A 20131-nucleotide genomic window follows, 5' to 3' on the forward strand; every position below is an offset into this window, starting at 1 on the left:
ACGGTATATTCATCCTAATGAAATCATGATTTGCAATCAGGGCGATATTTATCCACCAGACCAAATTGGTTGGTATTTTTTCAGGTCTATTTTGCTTGTCTATCAAGCATCAAACCGAAAGTTAGCCAAAAAAACTGTATCTATTGCTTCTTTTACCAATTTATTTGGTAAAAATGAAAATATAATCTCTGCAAACTAATAGTGGAAAAGCGCTGTCACTGGGCGTTTACCTGTTATATGAATAATATATTTTTAATTGATCATTAATTAAGTTGTTATACTTACTAAAAAATTTTCTCTGGCGCAAGTAAATTAGCAATTTGTATGTTATGCTTGACGTATAGGGAATCAAAAGAGCAAAAGAAAAGTCGGTCTTGGAAAATATTGGTTGGATTCCAAACCCTTACTTTTACTCAAATATATATAAGGTAAATCCGCGACGGCTTTGTGTAATTGTATAAGCAAATAAGCCAATGAAGCAGGATAGTAACCTCAGAAATAACTTGAAATCAATCAGAACTCGCTTAGGAATGAGCCAGCAAGATTTGGCAAACATAGCTGGTGTGACTCGTCAGACAATTAGTGGTGTAGAATCAGGACAATATGCTCCTTCAGTGGCGATCGCACTACGTTTAGCTAAAGCACTTGGTTGTCAAGTTGAGGATCTATTCTGGCAAGACCAAGATTTACCGCAAATTGAAGCCATACTGGCAAAACCTGTACCCTCTGGACACTCAGTGCGCCTGAGTTTAGCCAGAGTCGGAGGGCAATGGATAGCCTACCCCTTGTTGGGTAAAGATGCTTTCCGCCAAGATATGATTCCGGCTGATGCCGAAGGTGCAAGCCAAACAGGTGACGGTAAAGTCAGCTTGAGGCTGTTAGATGATAACTTAGAGGCACTGCATAATACAGTTGTCATTGCTGGTTGTGCGCCTGTAATTGCCCTGTGGGCAAGAGCTACAGAACGCTGGCATCCACAATTACGAGTACATTTTACCTTCGCCAATAGCATATCTGCATTGCAGAGCCTTTGTGCAGGTAAGGCGCACATTGCCGGGATGCACTTATACGATCCACAGACGGGAGAGCATAATGTACCATTTGCTCGTGAAGTCTTGGCCGGAAGGGAAGCCGTGTTAATTACTCTTGGCCTTTGGGAAGAAGGGCTATTAGTGCCATCAGGTAATCCCAAGAGTTTTAAAACCCTGAGTGATATAGTAGAAGCACAAGCAACCATAGTTAATCGAGAAGTTGGTGCTGGTAGTCGAATGCTATTAGAACAAAAACTGCAACAAGAACAGATACCGTTTCAAGCATTGAAGGGATTTGAGCAGATTGTTACTAGTCATCAAGATGTTGCTCAAGCGATCGCACTAGGGTTAGTTGACGCAGGTATTAGCACAGCATCCGTCGCCGCTACCTTTGGCTTAGGATTTGTACCTCTACATCAATCTAGATACGATCTAGTAATTCTCAAAGAGTATTTAGAAGAAGCCCCTATCCAACAGTTGTTGAGTACATTAGGCCATCGCATGGTTCACTCACAACTAGAAGTTCTTGGCGGCTATGATATCAGCAAAATTGGGGAAGTTGTAGCAACCATATAGGAGTGGTCATTAGTCATTAGTCCATAGTCCATAGTCCATAGTCTATAGTCTATAGTCCATAGTCCATAGTTATTCTCCTCATCTCCTTTGCGACTTTGCGCCTACTCTTTCCTACGGGACGCTGGCGCGAACGAGAACGGCTTCCCTATGGGACGCTACGCGAACGCCGAATGCGTGAAATAAATTCTTACTCTAATTCAACAACGCAAAACCTTCTTACATAAAAACTTGCTCCAAACTTGAATATGTATTCAACTCTCATTGCTGTGGCAGTAGAACGCGCACCGCCAAAGACGTTCTACACAACCTCACATCTGTCACCCGACAGTGTGAAGGTTTCAAATCGCAGACCCACAAAAACGCAAAAATTACTTGGAGACTAAATTATCATGTCCGACGAAAAAATTAGACAGATAGCTTTTTACGGTAAAGGCGGTATTGGTAAATCTACCACTTCCCAAAACACCCTAGCGGCAATGGCAGAAGTGGGACAACGCATTTTGATTGTGGGATGTGACCCTAAAGCTGATTCTACCCGCTTGATCCTACACACTAAAGCTCAAACCACTGTGCTGCACTTAGCGGCTGAACGCGGCGCAGTAGAAGACTTAGAACTAGAAGAAGTAGTACTTTCAGGCTTCCGTGATATTAGATGTGTAGAATCTGGTGGCCCTGAACCAGGTGTAGGTTGCGCTGGTCGAGGTATTATCACTGCTATTAACTTCCTCGAAGAAAACGGTGCATACCAAGACGTAGATTTTGTATCCTACGACGTGCTAGGTGACGTTGTGTGTGGTGGTTTCGCCATGCCAATTCGGGAGGGAAAAGCTCAAGAAATCTATATCGTTACCTCTGGTGAAATGATGGCGATGTTTGCCGCCAATAATATTGCGCGTGGTGTTCTCAAATATGCTCATACTGGTGGTGTGCGCTTAGGTGGTCTGATTTGTAATAGCCGTAAAACTGACCGGGAAGATGAACTGATTAGTACACTAGCAGCCCGGTTAAGCACACAGATGATTCACTTTGTTCCCCGTGACAACATTGTGCAACACGCTGAATTGCGCCGGATGACTGTCAACGAGTATGCACCTGACAGTAACCAAGCTCATGAATACCGGACATTAGCAGACAAGATTATCAACAATCAAAATCTTGCTATTCCCACACCCATTGAGATGGACGAATTAGAAGACCTGCTGATTGAGTTCGGTATTCTGGAAAGCGAAGAAAATGCAGCAAAAATGGTTGCGGCTGCACAAGCTCAAGAAGATAAAGAAAAGAGACAAGAAGATGCTCAAGGCGAAGCATTAGAAGCTCTAACAAAGGGTAACGTAGAAATTGTTTCTGGTGACAAGAAATAGATTTATTGTTGCTTATTAGCTGCTAGTTAATCTAGTTGATTATGGGGTGGGTTCTTTCCTCCCACCCTACCTATAAACATTCATAAAAACATGGAGGTGATCTATAAACGTAAATAAAACTTAGGTGTTTCACTTTACCGTTTCCGTCATTTTTTAATCGTTTTTATACGGAATTAGTACTTTACTTTAGATTTATTCTTCTCTGCTACGTTGGTTGTTTATTCTTCAGTGGATGGGAAAGCTTTGTTTCCCATTCCTGATTTTTCTCATAAGAAAAGTTAAGTTGCTGATCATTTATTTAGACTTAACTAAAAAATTCTAGATGTTGATGTGATAAGTCAACCAAGAAGATACAAAAATCTCTTTCCCATACACCCATCTTCAAGACATAACTAATCATGAAAGCTAGTCAAGAACCAATCAATAACTTTTCGGATGATACAAGCTCAGAAAATCAAGATAGATTTGGTATACAAGTACCATCACCATTAGATGTGCATGAAGATTGTGCTTTTGAAGGTGCTATGTCTATTTTAGTACCAATTACGGACGCTGCCCATTTAATTCACGGGCCAAGTGGTTGTATTAGTAATTCTTGGGTAATTAATAATTATCCTTCTTCCAATTCTACACTGCACAAGGTTCGCTTCACCACTGATATGGAAGAAAGTGATATCATTTTTGGTGGTGCAAAGAAGTTAGATAAAGCCATATTAGAATTAGTCAGACGCTACAAACCAGCCGCAGTATTTGTCTATTCAACTTGTGTTTCTGCACTAATTGGAGATGATATTAATGGGGTTTGTAAAAATGCTAGTGAACAAATAGGTATCCCAATTATTCCTGTAGATTCTCCTGGGTTCGTGGGACGCAAAAATTTAGGTATTCGCGTTGCTGGAGAAGCTCTGTTAGAACACGTCATTGGGACAGCAGAGCCGGAATTAACTACACCGTTAGACATTAATTTAATTGCTGAACCTAACAGTGCTATTTGGATAAATATATTACCTTTATTGGAACAACTGGGTATTAGGGTTTTAGCCAAAATCACAGGTGATGCTCAATATCAAGAAATTTGTTATGCTCATCGTGCCAAACTCAACGTTATCATTGACTCAAAACCCCTCTTGAAAATGGTAAAAAAAATGGAGGATTTATTTGATATTCCTTATATTGAAGAGTCTCTTGATAGTGTAGAAGATATTAATCAATGTCTGCGGGATATCGTTGCTCAATTGGGTGATTCTGAGCTACAGACAGCTACCGAAAATTTGATTGTCCAAGAAATCAGTGCTTTAGATATAAAACTTGCAGCTTATCGAATCAGATTGCAAGGTAAAAAAGTCCTCATCTATACTGGTGGTCGGCGTAGTTGGTTGCTAATTTCTACAGCTAAAACTTTGGGGATGGATGTTATTCCTATTAGTTCTAAAAAAAGTAGCAAAGAGGATAGAGCTAGAGTTAAGAAGTTACTTGATAAAAATAGTATTATTCTTCAACAAGACAATATATCAGAAGTAGTTGAAATTATTAATCATCATCAAGCCCAGATGCTAATAGCTAGTACTCATCTACAATCAGCCGCGCATCTGACAAATATTCCTTTCCTCGACATTAATCAACAATCCCATCATTCTTATGTGAGTTACGCCGGAATTTTCACGGTAGCACAAGAGTTGTACGCCACTCTCTACAGCCCTATATGGGAACAAGTACGCAAAGCTGCACCGTGGGAGTAAGGCGAGATGAGGGAGTGGGGGGAGAAGATAACCTTAGTACCCAATACCCAGTACCTAATCCCTAATCTCGGATTTCTCACCAATTATTGCAACCTCAGTCCAGAGTCCGTAGGGGCGGGTTGAGCGAAATTTTCGTGAATGATTCCAGCATATCTGTGAACCCGCCCCTACTGTTTGTGAGAAATGCAGGCTAATACCCAATACCTACCTAATTCCCAATCTTATGGCAATTGTTAGCATCACTAGTACCTCAGTTGCAGTTAATCCCCTCAAGCAAAGTCAAGCCATTGGTGCAACTTTGGCCTTTTTAGGATTCAAGGGAATGCTGCCTTTATTGCATGGTTCGCCTGGATGTAGTGCGTTTACGAAAATTCCTTTAGCACAGCACTTGCGGAAAGCAATTCCCCTTTCTAGTACAGCAATGACAGAAGTCTCTGCAATCATGGGTGGGGAGGATAAAGTTGAACAAGCTATTTTACAGTTGGTGCAGAGTTATCAACCAGAAATTATTGGTTTATGTACTACTGGACTGACGGAGACTAAAGGCGATGATATGAGGCGTTTTGTCAAGGATATTCGCTATCGTTATCCAGAATTAGATCACATACCCATTGTCTTAGTCTCTACACCTGATTTTAAAGGTACGCTGCAAGATGGCTTTGCCGCAGTTGTGGAAAGTATTGTCAAGGAGATTCCGCAAAAGGTTGAGCAATGTCGTCCTCAACAAATTGCACTGTTAGCTAGTTCTGCGTTCACACCAGGGGATATACAGGAAATTAAAGAAATTATCGCTGCTTTTGGATTGGAAGCGATCGCCATTCCCGATCTCTCTGCTTTACTCGATACTCATCTGGAACATGAATATAGTGGGATTACAACCAGTGGTACAACTGTAGCACAATTAGGAGCGATCGCTAGTTCTGTATTCACCGTGGCGCTGGGTGAGAGTATGCGCGGTGCGGCGAAAATTCTAGAAAAGCGATTTAATATTCCTTACGAAGTGTTCGGTGAACTGACGGGATTGGATGCAACAGACAAGTTCTTACAAGCTTTAGCAGATATTAGCGGTCAAAGTGTACCAGAAAAATACCGTCGTCAACGTCGTCAACTGCAAGATGTGATGCTACAAACTCATACTTACTTTGGTTGTAAGCGAGTAACTTTAGCACTAGAACCGGACTTACTATCGTCTATGGTGACGATTTTACAATCAATGGGAGCGCAAATTCATGCAGCCGTCACTACTAGCCGTTCTCCCCTATTGGAAAAGCTGGCGATTCCATGCGTTACCATTGGCGACTTAGAAGATTTTGAGCAGTTGGCAGTTGGTAGTGAGTTGCTAATTGCTAATTCCTACGCGAGTGCGACTTCTCAACGGTTGCAAATCCCTCTGTATCTTCAAGGCATTCCGATTTGCGATGGTTTCCGACCGACCGTAGGTCATCGCTTAGGTAATGCTATGTCTAATAAAGTTGGCTACCAAGGTACAATGCAAGTTCTGTTTGATATCGGCAACCTGCTGTTGATGCCTTAGTTACTGTTAATAGTCACTGTCAGCTACACATATCCCTTTACATTTGATACCATTTGTAGCAGTACGTAAGCAATGAGGACAGAGAATTTTTTCGTTTTCTGTTTGTTGATTTATATTTAGATCATTGCTTACCTGTGATTTATTGTTTTCATTTTGCACTTTTGCAGTCATAGAAATAGAGTAATTTGTGAGAATTTACATACAATTTATAGCACTTTTACTAAATTTCATACAACATAAATGCTTTTCCTAAATTCAATTTTTGTGTTTTGCTAAAGGATGAGATAACGCATAATGTGGTTTTAGCTACGTTATTGAATTGTCCCATTAATATAGACTTGCTAAATGAGTGTAATTAAACCACACCTTAATAGTAGCCATTAGGAGTAGCCATGAGTAGAGAATTAGTCAAAGTTATCTTATGGGAAGATAAACAAAAAGATTACTTAAAGAAGTTCTATGATTTAGAGTTTATTCCCAGAGTAGGAGAAGAAATATACCTAAACCGGGAAAATTGGAAGGTAATTAGAATTGAACATGATGTAGAAGTGAATGAGGTTAATATCTATATGGAATTAATTAAGAAGGTTAAACAGGATAAAACACCTAATGTAGAAAAAACTTATACATAAGAGTGTATTTACTTCAAAAATAATAATATAAAAATAAAAGGTTGCCTCTAAATTTATCTGGTTTTATGATCAAATGGGGCTTTTTACTTCAGACTCTGAGTATTTTAGCCATAATAATAGTTTTTCATTCAATCAGATTTGACCTCTCTCTTTTTAGGAGAGAGGTTTAAAAAGTCCATGATTACGTTGTTCCTCCCTACAAGGGAGGTTTATCAAACTCATGTTTACTTACTTGCAAACTGCTATTTTTTAAATTTTGGTGGGGATATTATAAAACTTGAAAAAATGCAACAGCTTGAGGATATTAAGCAGTATCTGACTGCCAAGCCAAGCGCCAGAAAATTATCCAAGATGCAGAAACTTAACTTTAAACACTAACTAACAAACTCTTGTGTAAAATTAAACTCATTTAAAGTAACCTGAAGGCTAAAGCGGGTGTTTTCTGGACAGCGAAAGCGTTTAAGCTGGATGGAATTGTCTGTTTCTCTGGCTGTAACTGACTGGACGACTTCCCCAGAGGTAGAAATTAATGTCAGCCTGAGATTGGCGCTTAGGTAAAGGTTACGTTCTCTGGGAGACAATTGAATGCGGATACCGACTCTACCGTCTGTTTCTGGTATCAATGTCAGCATGAGGATTACAGGTTGATTGTTGGGTAAATCAATTACCTTGGCTCGTTGAATTGACTGTTGATTTGCATCGCTGGCTTGACGAAAACTGAAGGCGAAATCTGGTTGTGTACCCAAAAGTGTTTCGATGGTTTGCCAACCCTCAGCGACAATATTTTGTAACCACTGACGTAGGTTGACGGGTGCTGGTTTTTGTGTAGTTAATAAGGCTCCCCAAATCTCAAAGGGTAACTCTAGACGAGGGTTAGTAATTGTCGGACTGGCTAACCTTTGCCAGAGGTTTTCTACTTGGGTAGGGGATAATTCGGGTAGGAGAGCGATCGCAGTTTGTGTTTGTTCATCAGGGTACAATTGCCTTACTACCCACAACACACTCAAATCTTCAACCATTTGATTGGCTTCTAAAGAATAAGTTCGCTCTTGAGGATCATATTGACCTTGATTCTTTAATTGTTCGTGGGTGGTGTATCCCCAAATTCTCAACCACTCCCCATCAGGATTGACTTGTACCGCTAAATAATAATCTCCAGCCCACTGGGGAATATCTAACCATTCTTGGGGTACGGAAAATTCCCTAGTTTCTAAATTTTTATCAGGAATGAGAATCAGGCGCTTTGTATCTAACGTAATAGCACAGCCGTTGACTACTTCCCAATTCCTGGGCAAATTATCAATACTGGCTTCTGGTGCATACTCTGCTTGTAGCCAAGGCAAAAACGTACTTAGGCAAACTTGATTGAGAAAGGCATTCCAACGACCAGCAGCGCTTACGTAAGACTGGCTTTGTTGCCAAGCCTCATCTTGAATTTGGGAAGGTACTTCTAACAAAAGTTGAGTTGGTGGCACACAGAACGAAGACATAATTATTACTCCTTGGAGGAGTTTGATTGCAGATTACCGAAGTAATTCTGTAACCACTCCTCTAACACTGCACTAATATGTTTAACCACGATGGAGGTAGTAGAAATATGCGTTTTTTCTTGACTCCATTTGCTAACGGCTAAAAGTAAAGCTTCTCTGGTCTTAGATAATTGGCGGGAAACTTGGTACTGTTGGATTTCCTGCTGTTGAGCAATTTGTTGTTGGGTTAAGCCTTGCTGATAATATAGTTGCAGTAGTTGTTGTGATTGTGCAGGCAGTTTTGCCAGGGTAGTAATTAATAAGTTGTGAATTTCTTGTTGAAGATTTTGTTGTGTTTCGGCTGCTTCTACAGCGATTAAATTATCTAATAAAGATTCACCATCAGTAGGGTCTGGTAAATCATCTTGTAATTCGCTATCTTGTTGACCGACTTTAGGGGTATTCAGGGAAGATACGACCGGATATAGATAAGAACGGGCGTACTTAGCACAAGCAAGCAACCATTTTTCCAAGCTTTGGGGGTTGAGTTGAGTTTTCCCCTCACGGTTGTAGAGTTGTGTAATAGCTTCCCAGGTAGGTTCATCTGGTTTTTCTAATTTTCTAGCTTTTGGTGATTTACTGAGAATATAACCATCTGTAAAACATTTCCAAGCTAATAAATAAGATGCAATAATTTCCTCTGTTAACCCAGCATTTTGTAATGCCTCTTGTAACCTTTTGCGACTTAATTTAAGTAATAATGCCCAATCGTTGCAAAAATCGATTTCTTTTTTTTGGCGTAAAGCGTCACGTAGAATATTACCAAAAGCCACTGTACTATAGCTTTTGAGACTGGCTTTTTGATCAGGATCGCAGCCTTTGAGGATTTTGGGTACTTCAGCGATCGCAATTTGAAAACAGTCACTTAAGCTGGATTGTACACTTGAGAATTGCGGCATTACCCTTTTAACTGCCCAAAAACAGGTTTCTTGTAAATAAGCTGATAGATGTTCCTCAGCTAGAGAGTTACAACGTTTTTGCCAGTATTTATGCCAATAAATTGCCCAAAAATTTTCTGATTGTTTGGTGGTTGATTGTTCCAAACAATTCTGCATACTACGTCGCAGTCTACCATCATACACCCAATTGCCAAACCGTTCTCCATCAAATTGGAGGAAGGTAGAGAACATTTCTAAAATATTTTGGCGGGAACGCATGAATCAAATCAAGATGAACCTTAAAAAAATAAGTATATAGCAGGTAACGAAGATAATTATACATACTATACCCAATCATATTGAAATATTTTAAAGAATAGTTCAGTAATCTTAACGAGTACGGTATAGTCATACTGACTACTTGGTACTGCCATCATAAATTATGTATGTCACAGTCTGATTTGGTATCCGGTGTAAATAAGCGTTCATTATGGCAGTTGGCATTAGAAGGACTGCAAAATGGCGGCCCTTCGACTTGTCAATTTGCCATTACAAGTGCCTGCAATGCTAGTTGCGGGTTTTGTAGCTTTGCGGTAGATAAAATGCCGATGGAGTTAAGGCATTCTGTGACTTTGGAAGAAGCCAAGCAAGCCGCCTCCATTCTTCATCGCAATGGAGTATATTTCCTCATTTTTGTGGGCGGGGAACCAATGATGCACCCCCATTTGAATGAAATGATTGCCCATGCTGCAAGTATCGGTATGGCTCCCATGCTGGTAACTAATGGTTCGCTCCTCACACCTGAAAAAATCAATCAATTAGCAGATGCGGGACTTACCTCAGTTATTATTTCTATTGATGCAGCCGAAGTACAAGAACACGAACAAAATCGAGGGTTGAGGGGTGTATGTCAGCGTATTAAAGAGGCAAACACCGAGTTCCGCCGACGGAAAATTGGGACTACAGCTTCCGTTACCATGAGTCGGTTAGTAGATTATGAAAAATTACCAGATTTTCTCAAGTCTTTAAACTTTGATACTGTGACTTTTTCCTATCCTTTAACAACTTTAAGTTCATCGTATCTTGGTTATGCTCAGTCAAATTTAGTAGATTACACCCCAGAAGAATTAAATCAGCATTTTGAAACTATCAAGACATTGAAACGGGATTTTCCAGTTGTCAATCCTACCGTCTCGATTGAAGATATGCAGCGTCACTTAAAAGGTGAGCCGGAAGAATTTGGCTGTCTTGGCGGTTGGAAATTATTTTACTTAGATTGGCACTTAAATCTCTATCGTTGTCACAACTGGGACAAACCCATGTGCCACATTACAGAATTTGATGGTTCTCAACGGGTGCGCGATGGCTGTACAGCCTGCATGATTGACTGCTATCGAGACTCTAGTGTGATGCAGCATATTGGCGTTGCAGTGAGCGATGGAGTACAAGCAGCCGCCAAGGGCGATTTAAAACAAGCCTGGAAACACTGGTTTAATCGCAAAAATTTGCGATCGCTCCAATCTGTTTGGGAGCAAGGACAATGGTTGCTGCGGTTGTAGTTGACAGTTGACAGTTGTCAATAGTCCATAGTCCACAGTCAATAGTTATTCTCCCACCCTGCGGGAAGCAAGCTACATCTCCCTCATCTCCCTCATCTCCCCCCACTCCCTACTCCCTACTCCCCACTCCCTGAGTTAGATGCTGCGGTCTAGTGTAGTGGCTCAGATGGGCAGGTACTTCGATATGTGGATGTAACTGTGAATCATTTATCGGTGTAGTTGCAGTTAATTTTAAGGGTATTTGTCCTGCCCACACTGGTATTTGATAATCAGCTTCATCATCGATAGGCCCGCCAGTACGAACCTTTGCAGAAGCTTCTGTTAGGGGTAGGGATAGTACTATGGTTCCAGCTAATTCGTTACGACTTGGCGATCGCACTTCTTCCCATCTCCCCAAAATAACGTGTTCTGTAAATGCTTTTAAGGCTGCTAGTTTTTGCTCTGTATCTTCTACCAGTGTGGCTTTACCAAACACTACCACTGAGCGATAGTTCATGGAGTGGTGGAACGCCGATCGCGCCAATACTAAGCCATCGATTAAAGTTAAGGTAACGCAGACATCTAGACCTTGTTGCAATGTCTTCAGCATTCGACTAGCTGGGGAGCCGTGAATGTATAGGGTATCATCCACTCGTCCGTAGGCTGTGGGAATGACGAAAGGTTGTCCGTCAACAACAAAGCCTATGTGACAGACTAATCCTTCATCGAGAATTTGATAAATGGTTTCAGTTTCATAATTGGCTCTTTGGGGTACACGTTTAACGGTAGTTCTTTGACTAGGGGCTTTTTGTTGAGACATGACTGGAAATTTCTACTCTATATCGTTAGAGTAATCAAGTAAGTGGTAAGAGACAAGAGCCACTTTTCGATAAAATGACCAGTCCACTTTTGTAATTGAGCATGGATTTTGCAATTAATATCAACCCAAACGCACCTTTACCTCTGCATCGTCAGGTTTATGAGGAATTACGCCAAGGGATTCTTTCGGGGAGATTAAGACCGGGGGAAAGGCTACCATCGACGCGATCGCTTGCTCAATTACTTGAGGTTTCCCGCGCTACTATCACCCAAAGTTATGACCTACTGTTGAGTGAGGGTTATTTAGAAACTATTGTAGGTTCGGGAACGTTTGTTTGTCGTCAACTTCCTGATGATTTACTTACTCCTGCGCCGATACCGTCAAAATTACCACCTACTAATTCATCTGTATCCTTATCAGCTTATGGTGCAAGTTTGAGTGATAAAGCATTTTTACGTCCATCAAAATCAGAAGTGGAAATTAGTTTCACCTATGGAAGACCAGCTTTTGATCAGTTCCCTATAGATTTATGGCGGAAGTTACTATCCCGTCATTGTCTTTCACACCCCAATGTGCTTGACTATACTTATGATTCTCAAGGATATCAACCATTACGGGAAGCGATCGCCTCTTATATTTCGCGTTCCAGAGCGGTGAAGTGTCATGCAGAGCAAATCATTATTGTGGGTGGTTCCCAGCAAGGAATTGACTTAATCACACGCCTGCTAATTAACCGTGGAGATTGGATTGCAGTAGAAGAACCAGGTTATCTAGGCGCTAGACGCGCTTTTTTAGCTCAGGGAGCTAGTTTATACCCTGTATCTGTAGATCAGTCTGGCTTAGTGGTCAGTGAGTTGACCAAAAATATTATTCCTCCCATCAAACTTGTCTATGTCACTCCATCCCATCAATTCCCCACAGGTGCGGTTTTATCCCTTCCTCGGAGGCTAGAGTTGTTAGCTTGGGCGCAGAAAACAGGGGTAATGATTATCGAGGATGACTATGATAGCGAGTATCGTTATGGTGAGCGTCCCATCCCAGCTTTACAGGGATTAGATCAAGGTGGCTCTGTTATTTATGTAGGGACATTTTCTAAAGTTCTCTTTCCAGCTTTGCGCCTTGGGTATTTGGTGTTACCAGAAAATTTAGTATATGTATTTGCACGGGCGAAATGGCTAGCAGATAGACAATGTAGTTTGCTGGAACAGTACGCCCTAAATGATTTTATTACAGAAGGTCATTTAGAACGACATATAAGAAGGATGCGATCGCTCTACGACCAACGTAGGCAAACCTTGGTACATTCTTTATTTTCTCATTTTGGCGACAGAGTGAAAATCTTGGGTGAAAATGCGGGAATGCACTTGATGGTGAAAATAGATACTCACCTTAGCGATGACGAAACAGTCCAGCGTGCTGCCTTTGCTGGTGTAGGTATCCAAGCCGCATACCCTCAATATTTAAAAGATAGTCCTGGTCATGAATTTATTTTAGGATATGCCGAACTCAACGAACAGCAAATCCAAGAAGGAGTAAAACGGCTCTCAAAAGCACTAATATAACAATAGAGTTCAGATAAGAATAATTAACCGCCGATAAATAGGATAAACGCCGATGAATTTTGAATTAATTAAGGGTCGGTCATTACACCACCAAGTTAATTAATTTTTCGTCAGAATGTAATGTAGTAGTGCAACACATTACTTTATTGTCAATCTAAATGTAGAGGCTAAATATGTTTCCTTATTGGGGTAATCCCTTTTGTGGTAGCGAACCTGTTTCTCGTAAGTCTCATTTAGAACGTAAATTAAAATTCTTGACTTGGATGCGAGATGATTTAGAGTCTAGATTGGCAGGTATTAATGCTGCTATTGATACTATTCGCCGACAATTAGACCGTGAAGATACAGCAGCTTAAAACTATAGTAGGGTGAATTTCTAACGAATACACCCTACTACTTTGACTAGTGGTAATCTGTGAGGTTGGTAACAGATAATCGGTAATAGGTAGTCGGAGAAAACAATTACCCATTACCCATTACCCATTACCAAACCCCACTATATGATAAGTGTTTAATCTGACAAAGATTAGTCGTATCCTCCACACATAAATAGAGAAATATCTTGGTCGGTGGAGTTCATCAATGCGTGAAGGTTTCCGCCTTTGAGCATGGCAAAATGTCCTGCATGGAGGGTACGAATTTCAAAACACCGTTCCCGTTGATCCATTTTGCACCAGTCGCCTATGACCATAAAGCCTTGACCGTCCATCATGAGAAACATCTCTTGGTTATCTCTGTGGCGGTGTAAACCAATACCACACCCTGGCTTGAGCAGATGTAAATCCATGTAATCAACTGCAAAGAATGGTTCGTACCCATTACCGTGGAATTTGGTACTAAAGGCGCTGAGATTCCAAGCATTTAACCCGCGTCCTAGCTCATTTTTCTGGGATTTGCCGCCGTAGTTAGACATGAGGTTGCGATATTCTAGAAAGCCTACGCCACCATGAGGGTTAGCGCTAATACCTGTTTCTAAGTAGTTTTCCCACCCCCGTACAATCATATTGAACTCATAGTGGTAATTAGCTCCGTTTTGCGAATCCCAAATCTTTTCGCTAAAGTCTGCCCAGGCTAATTCTATGTGTAAAGGCAATACAGGGTGCATGGTACTGTTAGAGTCAATGTCTTCTATACGCTTGCCATTGAGTCCTTCACGATTGAATGCTGATACATTGCCGCGAACTAAGTCTGTACGTACTTGTAGTTCTAAACGGTCGATGGCTTTGCGTCCCTTGGTGTCGAGTTGATTTTGCAAGTCACCGTTAGGATAACCCCATAGCTCCACTTCATAGCGATCGCTCACGGGATTATAAGGTACGCTAATTAAGGAAGGGGTCGCCACATTTCCCACTTTCACCCATAATTTGATTTTTTCACCAAGTTTATGGTTAGCGGCGACTGACAGCTTGGAGTCAGGCCCACCACGGTAGGAAATCCGCAAAAATGGCCCTATCCAGTCTCCCACTCTCACCAAACCACGAATCAAATAGGTGTCTGTACTGCGGAAGTCTTTAATATTTTGCTTTTGAAAGTCGAGTTTGTTATCCTGCCGTTCGGGTTCAAGAATGTCTGCATCGTTACCAGCCGGGCCGTATAAACTCAGCCACTCATAGGGAAATAAATATTGGGTTTGTCCCATCAAATAGTATTCCCTCTCAGCTGCGAGTTGCGCTTTCTCCATTAAATTGAGCAGCTTGAGTAATGGGTTGGACTGGTTATAGTTGGGGGTAGTGCCAGGATTGACCTTAACAACACTATCGGAGTGAACAATAAACATGATTTACCCTGCAATATATTATACGGTGTGATATAAGAAAGCCACAAACTTCAGAGGTTGGCTGTTTGGGTTACGAATCCCGTGCATCCCGCCACTTTTAGTAAAAATTACGCTCCCTGGTTTGACTGGTAATTCCTTGAATTGGCGTTTACCTAAACCCATGACTTCCCGTTCGACTGTGGGGTAATTATCTGTGGCTGGGTCATCACCAACGCGCATATATGCAATGCCTTCACCTTCAGTAATGAAGTAGAGTTCTTCGGAACCGATGTGTTGGTGAGTACCTTCTACTTTACCAGGGGGGATAGTAACTTCATGGAAGAACACCATCGAACCGCCTAGTTCTCTTTGGACTATCCAACGCATATCGATGACGTTATCATCACGCCTATCTGGGTTGTTATTGTCCATCATGGCGTTACGATAGCGCACTGGTTGGATATCTTGGGTTTGTAAGAACCAACCTCGTTGGAAATTAATTAGGTAGTTTTGATCCTCAATGGTGTTTTGACTAGAACTTGGTTCTGGGGTGCGGGGTTCTTGGTGCGATCGCAAATAAGCATTGTCCCAGCAGGCATTGTTATCGCTAATTTGGTATCCTGTCGGTAGATTGCGATCGCTTTCTCTAAAAGCTAATTCCAACCGCCGCAAGGATTTGATATCGCGCAAAGCTGGGTTAAATTGCCGTAGTCTGGTAATGGGTCGGTTATAGCCCATCTGGTCGAGAACTTGGAAATCATGGTAACTATTTTCTGGTGGTTCCAGGGTTTCCCAAATCTCCGCTTGAAAAGCATCAGTCCAAGGACAATAAGTTAACTTAACTCGCCCTTCTGCAATATTATTGGCATCGTCTGGTAACACCCGAATCCAAGCAATTAATTCATCCTTAATTAACCGCTTCCTTTCCCGCGTTTGTTCTACCAACCGACTACTTTTATACTCCACCCGTAAGAAGTTACTTAAAAACTGACCATCTAAGTAAACTTCGCCTTTGAGAACGATAAAATCCAGGTAAGAGCGGACTTCTTGGACATTGTAGCGGTAGCGGGGGCTACGAGTTGCATTTAAGTATTGAGAGTGATAAATTCTGTCGGGAAAGAAAACGACCTTGAAAATCTCGTTTTCTACACTCGTCGCAATTTCGTTAAATTTAGGGTCCATATAACTTACAGCCTCTTGAGTAATTCGTCAGCAACGCGGAAGGAATTGGCTTGGATGGTCAAGGTGGGGTTAGCACCGCCAGAGGTTGGCATAAAAGAACCATCTGTGATGTAGAGATTGTCAAAATCCCAAGCGCGGCAATTGGGGTCTAAAACTGAGTCGTTGCGGTCTGTACCAAAGCGTGCGCCGCCGAGAATATGGTTGGCAATTCGCGCAATTCCATTAGGAGCCTGATGTACTCCCCCTTGTCCCTCGATCGCAAAACTACCGTTTGCCGGGTCAACACCACGTCTCAAGACATCACCACAACATTGTGCCAATGTCGTCATTAAGTATTGGTCATGGGGATGCCATACCTTTCTAATAAAGGCTACAGGTAAACCCCATTTATCCTTGACTGTGGGATGCAGTTCAATCCGGTTACGCTTCAAAGGCAACTGATTAGCCATGAAACTTACCGATAAGCCTTTACCGAAGGTGTTGTCTAAAAATTGAGCTAAACTATCACCGACTAAATTCGTATCTTCAATAAACCCTTTCCATAGGGTGTCTAGGTCGGTACTACGATGATTACGTCCTATAGATATGGGTAAGGCACGGTCTGAGGTGTTGTTATAAATAGCACCACCAGCCCAAAGTCCTTTACTTTTGAGAAACTCCTCCGTAGCACAACAATCAATTGCCCAGTCGGCATCAAGAGCTATAGATTTATCACTACGGTTAGGCACAATTGCACTGGCTCCACCAAAGCAGTGAGTTAGGAAATATTTGCCCAGAAGGTCGTTTTGGTTGATGCGGCGACCAAATTCTGCATCAGCCAAACCAGATATTTTCAATAGGCGAATTGACTCAATAGCAGAACAAGCTACTACGACCAACTTGCCTTCCACAGAGCGTTCTTGGCCACTGGGGTCAAGATAAACTACTCGACTAACTCTAGCGCCTTGAGTTTCTAAGCGAGTAACAAAACAGTTAGTGCGAATCTCAAAATTGGGGCTGTTGGCGATAGGACTGAGCAATGACACCCAAGTATTAGATTTTAACCCCAAAGGACAGCCGTAGCGGTTGACATAGCTAGTTTTAATGGTTTCAGGGTCGCTAGGAACTTTCCGTCCGCTTGGTTCATGGTCACGGGTAATGACTGCTAATGGTGTGCGGTAGGGGAGTACAGGCTGACGATTATTAGTATTTTTCCCCAACCATTCCAGACCTGTTTTCGCATAGCCGCTAATTGGATTTGGTTCTAGAGGTGGCTGATATTTATCACCACTAAAAGGCTTGAGTTGGTTGGTAACGGTTCCGTTAATACCTACCAAAAATTCTGTTTTGGTATAGTAAGGCTCTAAATCTTCATAACTAATAGGCCAGTCTCTGGCTTCTGTCTGGACATCACCATTGGGGTCATTCTTAATATCTGTCCGTCCAGCATTGAAGCTCTGCAAACGGAAATCTAGAGGTGAAAATCGCAAAGACACAGCACCATAGAGTTGTGTCCCACCACCAACTACGTGAGCCGTATAGCCTTCGATAGTCGCCAGAGTTCTACCATCGGCTTCTTCGTATATGTGCGGTTCGTCGTTAATATCTGGCTCTACATGGCTAGAGTAAAAAGCTTCTCCTTTGTTACTCACACCAGGAACATTAATACGTTTTTCTGGCCCATCGGCGAAAAGTTCATCACGCTTGAAATCACTTAATTTATCAGGATTCTGATATTGGGGTTTTAACATCGGCCCCTTTTCCAGAATTAGCACTGACTTACCAGCTTTAACTAAAGTGTGAGCAATAGGCGCACCACCAGCACCACTACCTATAATCACTACATCAAATTTTGTTTCCATGCTCTTTCCTAGTAGATTTAACCGTGATAATCGCTATTGACACCCAAGGGTTTTTCTATGGCTTTGCGCCAGTTAAAGAGGGTTTTGCCTTGCTCGTTTGTTAATCTTTCTGCTAGATAAGCCCATCCAGCCGCGCCTATATTACCGCCATATTTAGGATGAGAAAATGCGCCTGTATAGGTGTGACGACGTAACAATTGCAGGAAGAACAAAGGACTACCATATTTGCTGTAGTCCCAGCCATTTACTTTGTCTAGAGTCATTTCATTGTACAAATCGACATACATTTCTCTTGACATTTCTCTTGGTTCTATAAAAGGATTACGCTGTCTGAGAATGCGGTCTATTTGTTCTAGACAAATTTTGTAGTCAATCAAATGGTGGTTTTCTTCTCGTGCCAAAATATTATCAATAAAATTGGCAGCGCCTACAGATTCATCTAAACGATAGGCGTAGGGGTATTGATTGTCTTTTGATTGTCGGTCTATGTTGCTGAAATAACGGTTAACAAAGTTTTGCCCTTCTTGGGTACGGAAGGGCAAAATATGGTCAACTAATCGTTGTAAAATGACGTACTCCCAATCATCGAAGTTGAGAGGCTGAGTGCAGTAATTAGTAAAAAAGCGTGACCAGATTTGAGCATTATCAAGGACGGCTCTTTGAGGATTAATGGGGTCAGGAATAAATTGACCATCAACAACAAATTTATAAGTGTGTACTTCAGCTTTAGGTACTAAAACTGTTAGTGCATAATAACTTGTAGCTTCACCCAAAAATTTGACATTTTTTAAAGGGATTGGTTCAAAAAGGTTAGAAAATGTACCAATCACAGAAATGTTTTTGGGGGCTGTTGTTCCTGAAATTTGGTAGACAAATGTTACACGATTCAAGTCATAATTTTTGACAGAATCGCTGCCATCGCTGTAGGTATCAATAATAGGAAAGCGCCAGGATTCAGCAACCTGAGAACGAATATCATTATCAGTAAATTGCCCAAAATTATTCCGAGGTTCTGGGTTTTTTCTTGCAAGATATTTAGTGCAGTAGTTGAGTACGTACTGGTCATTTAATTCCAGAATTTGTACAGCCATATCTTCCCTGAGACAGTTGTGGGTATTTTTCTGTTCCGATTGTAATTATCATTTTTAGTATTGGCAGCTAATTAACGAAAATATACTGATCCCCGTAATGAATAATTACAATTGATTCTGTAAAAGCCGCCCAGTAAATAGTTCGCCATACATAAAGTTTTGTAAATAGACTTTATGAATTTGTGCGAACCCTGTATTAACTGGTAAGTTCATGGTTGAAACGCGGCTAGTATCAACTGTGTAGAACTACAACTTGCCCTCTGTCATTTTCCAGATTTTCTTTATAAAGAAAAGATTAAGCTTCAACTTTCTTGTAAAACTCCAGGACTTACACACCAAGATTATCTGTGTAGACTATGTGTAAGGATTCAAAACAATTTATAGTTATTTTTTATACTTAAAACTAAATTGTGAAGCGGTTACAGAATTAATACTGAATTTATCAGTATTAAAATACACGGGTTTATTTTGGCGATCGTCCACGTAGAGTTTAGCCCATCACTAAACACAATTTTAGTTGGAAACAACTAAATTAATGTGTCTTCAGATAGAAGGAAAAAATACATTTAAACATTTAGGATGCCTATGGGTTTAAGATAAGACATTTTACCTACAAAGAAAGTCATTTTTCAGGAATATACAAGGAGTTTAAAATGAAAAACATTGTTTTATATTTGAAGCAAATATTGAGGACAACTTTTTCAATTATATTGTTTCTAACTTTTATTATGGCTGGTATATCTATAGGTATTCAGCAACCTAGTTATGCAACCACTCTAGAAGAATTAAAACTTATACCCCCAGAATATAAGCCTAATTCTGAAGAAAAAATTAATCGTGCTAATGAATTTGATCCAGGTGTTGGGCTTCTAGAAGAAGATAGACAGAAAGCTTACGAACAAGCAATTAATGATTCAGAAAATCTGAATACTTTAGAAAAGGCTTATGAAAGAAATTTGAAAGAGGAAAGAGGACAAAACCAAGAAAGTTTAGTAGATAAAGCATCAGAACTTATTGACAAGGTAACTGGTAAATAAAAATTCTCAAGTAAGAGATAT

At 40.9% G+C, this 20131-nt stretch carries 17 protein-coding genes; 10 read left to right on the plus strand and 7 right to left on the minus strand.

Translation table 11 applies throughout. The features are described from left to right. Positions 1–25 precede the first annotated feature (25 nt). From NSMS1_RS27990 to NSMS1_RS28015, 6 genes are all read left to right on the plus strand, one after another. Positions 26–199 carry a hypothetical protein gene (locus tag NSMS1_RS27990; RefSeq protein ID WP_224087893.1) on the plus strand — a complete coding sequence of 58 codons (174 nt, stop codon included), beginning with the start codon at positions 26–28 and terminating at the stop codon, positions 197–199. A 274-nt stretch (positions 200–473) separates the two neighbouring features. Next, complete coding sequence (locus NSMS1_RS27995) at positions 474–1607, plus strand: substrate-binding domain-containing protein (RefSeq protein WP_224087894.1); 1134 nt, start codon at positions 474–476, stop codon at positions 1605–1607. 389 nt (positions 1608–1996) lie between these two features. Continuing rightward, on the plus strand, positions 1997–2971 hold the full coding sequence (gene nifH / locus NSMS1_RS28000; protein ID WP_224087895.1) for a nitrogenase iron protein: 975 nt from the start codon (positions 1997–1999) through the stop codon (positions 2969–2971). Between the two features lie 398 nt (positions 2972–3369). Then, the gene (locus NSMS1_RS28005) at positions 3370–4710 is read left to right on the plus strand and encodes a nitrogenase component 1 (protein WP_224087896.1); all 1341 of its coding nucleotides are present in this window, start codon (positions 3370–3372) and stop codon (positions 4708–4710) included. A 223-nt stretch (positions 4711–4933) separates the two neighbouring features. Next, positions 4934–6244 (plus strand): nitrogenase iron-molybdenum cofactor biosynthesis protein NifN, encoded by a 1311-nt coding sequence (nifN, locus tag NSMS1_RS28010; RefSeq protein WP_224087897.1) that lies wholly within the window; start codon positions 4934–4936, stop codon positions 6242–6244. A gap of 392 nt (positions 6245–6636) precedes the next feature. Beyond that, entirely contained in the window at positions 6637–6876 is a 240-nt protein-coding gene (locus NSMS1_RS28015) for a hypothetical protein (protein WP_224087898.1), read from the plus strand. Positions 6877–7250: 374 nt separating this feature from the next. On the opposite strand, the gene NSMS1_RS28020 is transcribed toward NSMS1_RS28015, so the two are convergent. Beyond that, entirely contained in the window at positions 7251–8366 is a 1116-nt protein-coding gene (locus NSMS1_RS28020) for a DUF1822 family protein (protein WP_224087899.1), read from the minus strand. 5 nt (positions 8367–8371) lie between these two features. Beyond that, a complete protein-coding gene (locus NSMS1_RS28025; protein WP_224087900.1) occupies positions 8372–9562 on the minus strand; it encodes a sigma-70 family RNA polymerase sigma factor in 1191 nt (396 codons plus the stop codon). Positions 9563–9729: 167 nt separating this feature from the next. Here NSMS1_RS28025 and NSMS1_RS28030 point away from each other — a divergent pair, with 167 nt between their 5' ends. Further along, entirely contained in the window at positions 9730–10842 is a 1113-nt protein-coding gene (locus NSMS1_RS28030) for a radical SAM protein (RefSeq protein WP_224087901.1), read from the plus strand. A 109-nt stretch (positions 10843–10951) separates the two neighbouring features. Here the strand turns inward: NSMS1_RS28030 and NSMS1_RS28035 are convergent, their stop codons facing one another. After that, positions 10952–11641, minus strand: a complete 690-nt coding sequence (locus NSMS1_RS28035) for a pyridoxamine 5'-phosphate oxidase family protein (protein WP_224087902.1) — start codon at positions 11639–11641, stop codon at positions 10952–10954. 101 nt (positions 11642–11742) lie between these two features. Here NSMS1_RS28035 and NSMS1_RS28040 point away from each other — a divergent pair, with 101 nt between their 5' ends. Beyond that, entirely contained in the window at positions 11743–13203 is a 1461-nt protein-coding gene (locus tag NSMS1_RS28040) for a PLP-dependent aminotransferase family protein (protein ID WP_224087903.1), read from the plus strand. 173 nt (positions 13204–13376) lie between these two features. After that, entirely contained in the window at positions 13377–13559 is a 183-nt protein-coding gene (locus NSMS1_RS28045) for a hypothetical protein (RefSeq protein ID WP_224087904.1), read from the plus strand. Between the two features lie 170 nt (positions 13560–13729). Here the strand turns inward: NSMS1_RS28045 and NSMS1_RS28050 are convergent, their stop codons facing one another. The 4 genes from NSMS1_RS28050 to NSMS1_RS28065 are packed head-to-tail and all read right to left on the minus strand — an operon-like array spanning position 13730 to position 19073. Further along, the gene (locus NSMS1_RS28050) at positions 13730–14980 is read right to left on the minus strand and encodes a cupin domain-containing protein (RefSeq protein ID WP_224087905.1); all 1251 of its coding nucleotides are present in this window, start codon (positions 14978–14980) and stop codon (positions 13730–13732) included. An 18-nt stretch (positions 14981–14998) separates the two neighbouring features. Then, positions 14999–16141 (minus strand): cupin domain-containing protein, encoded by a 1143-nt coding sequence (locus NSMS1_RS28055; RefSeq protein WP_224087906.1) that lies wholly within the window; start codon positions 16139–16141, stop codon positions 14999–15001. A gap of 5 nt (positions 16142–16146) precedes the next feature. Then, positions 16147–17982 (minus strand): GMC family oxidoreductase, encoded by a 1836-nt coding sequence (locus NSMS1_RS28060; RefSeq protein WP_224087907.1) that lies wholly within the window; start codon positions 17980–17982, stop codon positions 16147–16149. Positions 17983–17999: 17 nt separating this feature from the next. Continuing rightward, positions 18000–19073 carry a gluconate 2-dehydrogenase subunit 3 family protein gene (locus NSMS1_RS28065; protein WP_224087908.1) on the minus strand — a complete coding sequence of 358 codons (1074 nt, stop codon included), beginning with the start codon at positions 19071–19073 and terminating at the stop codon, positions 18000–18002. 653 nt (positions 19074–19726) lie between these two features. On the opposite strand from NSMS1_RS28065, the gene NSMS1_RS28070 reads away from it, so the two are divergent. Next, the gene (locus NSMS1_RS28070) at positions 19727–20110 is read left to right on the plus strand and encodes a hypothetical protein (RefSeq protein WP_224087909.1); all 384 of its coding nucleotides are present in this window, start codon (positions 19727–19729) and stop codon (positions 20108–20110) included. The last annotated feature ends 21 nt before the right edge of the window (positions 20111–20131 follow it).

The sequence above is a fragment of the Nostoc sp. MS1 genome (assembly GCF_019976755.1).
Lineage (GTDB): Bacteria > Cyanobacteriota > Cyanobacteriia > Cyanobacteriales > Nostocaceae > Trichormus.

Coding starts and splice junctions, on each gene's coding strand:
- NSMS1_RS27990 (WP_224087893.1), top strand. CDS start 26: ATGATTTGCAATCAGGGCGATATTTATCCACCAGACCAAATTGGTTGG.
- NSMS1_RS27995 (WP_224087894.1), top strand. CDS start 474: ATGAAGCAGGATAGTAACCTCAGAAATAACTTGAAATCAATCAGAACT.
- nifH (WP_224087895.1), top strand. CDS start 1,997: ATGTCCGACGAAAAAATTAGACAGATAGCTTTTTACGGTAAAGGCGGT.
- NSMS1_RS28005 (WP_224087896.1), top strand. CDS start 3,370: ATGAAAGCTAGTCAAGAACCAATCAATAACTTTTCGGATGATACAAGC.
- nifN (WP_224087897.1), top strand. CDS start 4,934: ATGGCAATTGTTAGCATCACTAGTACCTCAGTTGCAGTTAATCCCCTC.
- NSMS1_RS28015 (WP_224087898.1), top strand. CDS start 6,637: ATGAGTAGAGAATTAGTCAAAGTTATCTTATGGGAAGATAAACAAAAA.
- NSMS1_RS28020 (WP_224087899.1), bottom strand. CDS start 8,366: ATGTCTTCGTTCTGTGTGCCACCAACTCAACTTTTGTTAGAAGTACCT.
- NSMS1_RS28025 (WP_224087900.1), bottom strand. CDS start 9,562: ATGCGTTCCCGCCAAAATATTTTAGAAATGTTCTCTACCTTCCTCCAA.
- NSMS1_RS28030 (WP_224087901.1), top strand. CDS start 9,730: ATGTCACAGTCTGATTTGGTATCCGGTGTAAATAAGCGTTCATTATGG.
- NSMS1_RS28035 (WP_224087902.1), bottom strand. CDS start 11,641: ATGTCTCAACAAAAAGCCCCTAGTCAAAGAACTACCGTTAAACGTGTA.
- NSMS1_RS28040 (WP_224087903.1), top strand. CDS start 11,743: ATGGATTTTGCAATTAATATCAACCCAAACGCACCTTTACCTCTGCAT.
- NSMS1_RS28045 (WP_224087904.1), top strand. CDS start 13,377: ATGTTTCCTTATTGGGGTAATCCCTTTTGTGGTAGCGAACCTGTTTCT.
- NSMS1_RS28050 (WP_224087905.1), bottom strand. CDS start 14,980: ATGTTTATTGTTCACTCCGATAGTGTTGTTAAGGTCAATCCTGGCACT.
- NSMS1_RS28055 (WP_224087906.1), bottom strand. CDS start 16,141: ATGGACCCTAAATTTAACGAAATTGCGACGAGTGTAGAAAACGAGATT.
- NSMS1_RS28060 (WP_224087907.1), bottom strand. CDS start 17,982: ATGGAAACAAAATTTGATGTAGTGATTATAGGTAGTGGTGCTGGTGGT.
- NSMS1_RS28065 (WP_224087908.1), bottom strand. CDS start 19,073: ATGGCTGTACAAATTCTGGAATTAAATGACCAGTACGTACTCAACTAC.
- NSMS1_RS28070 (WP_224087909.1), top strand. CDS start 19,727: ATGAAAAACATTGTTTTATATTTGAAGCAAATATTGAGGACAACTTTT.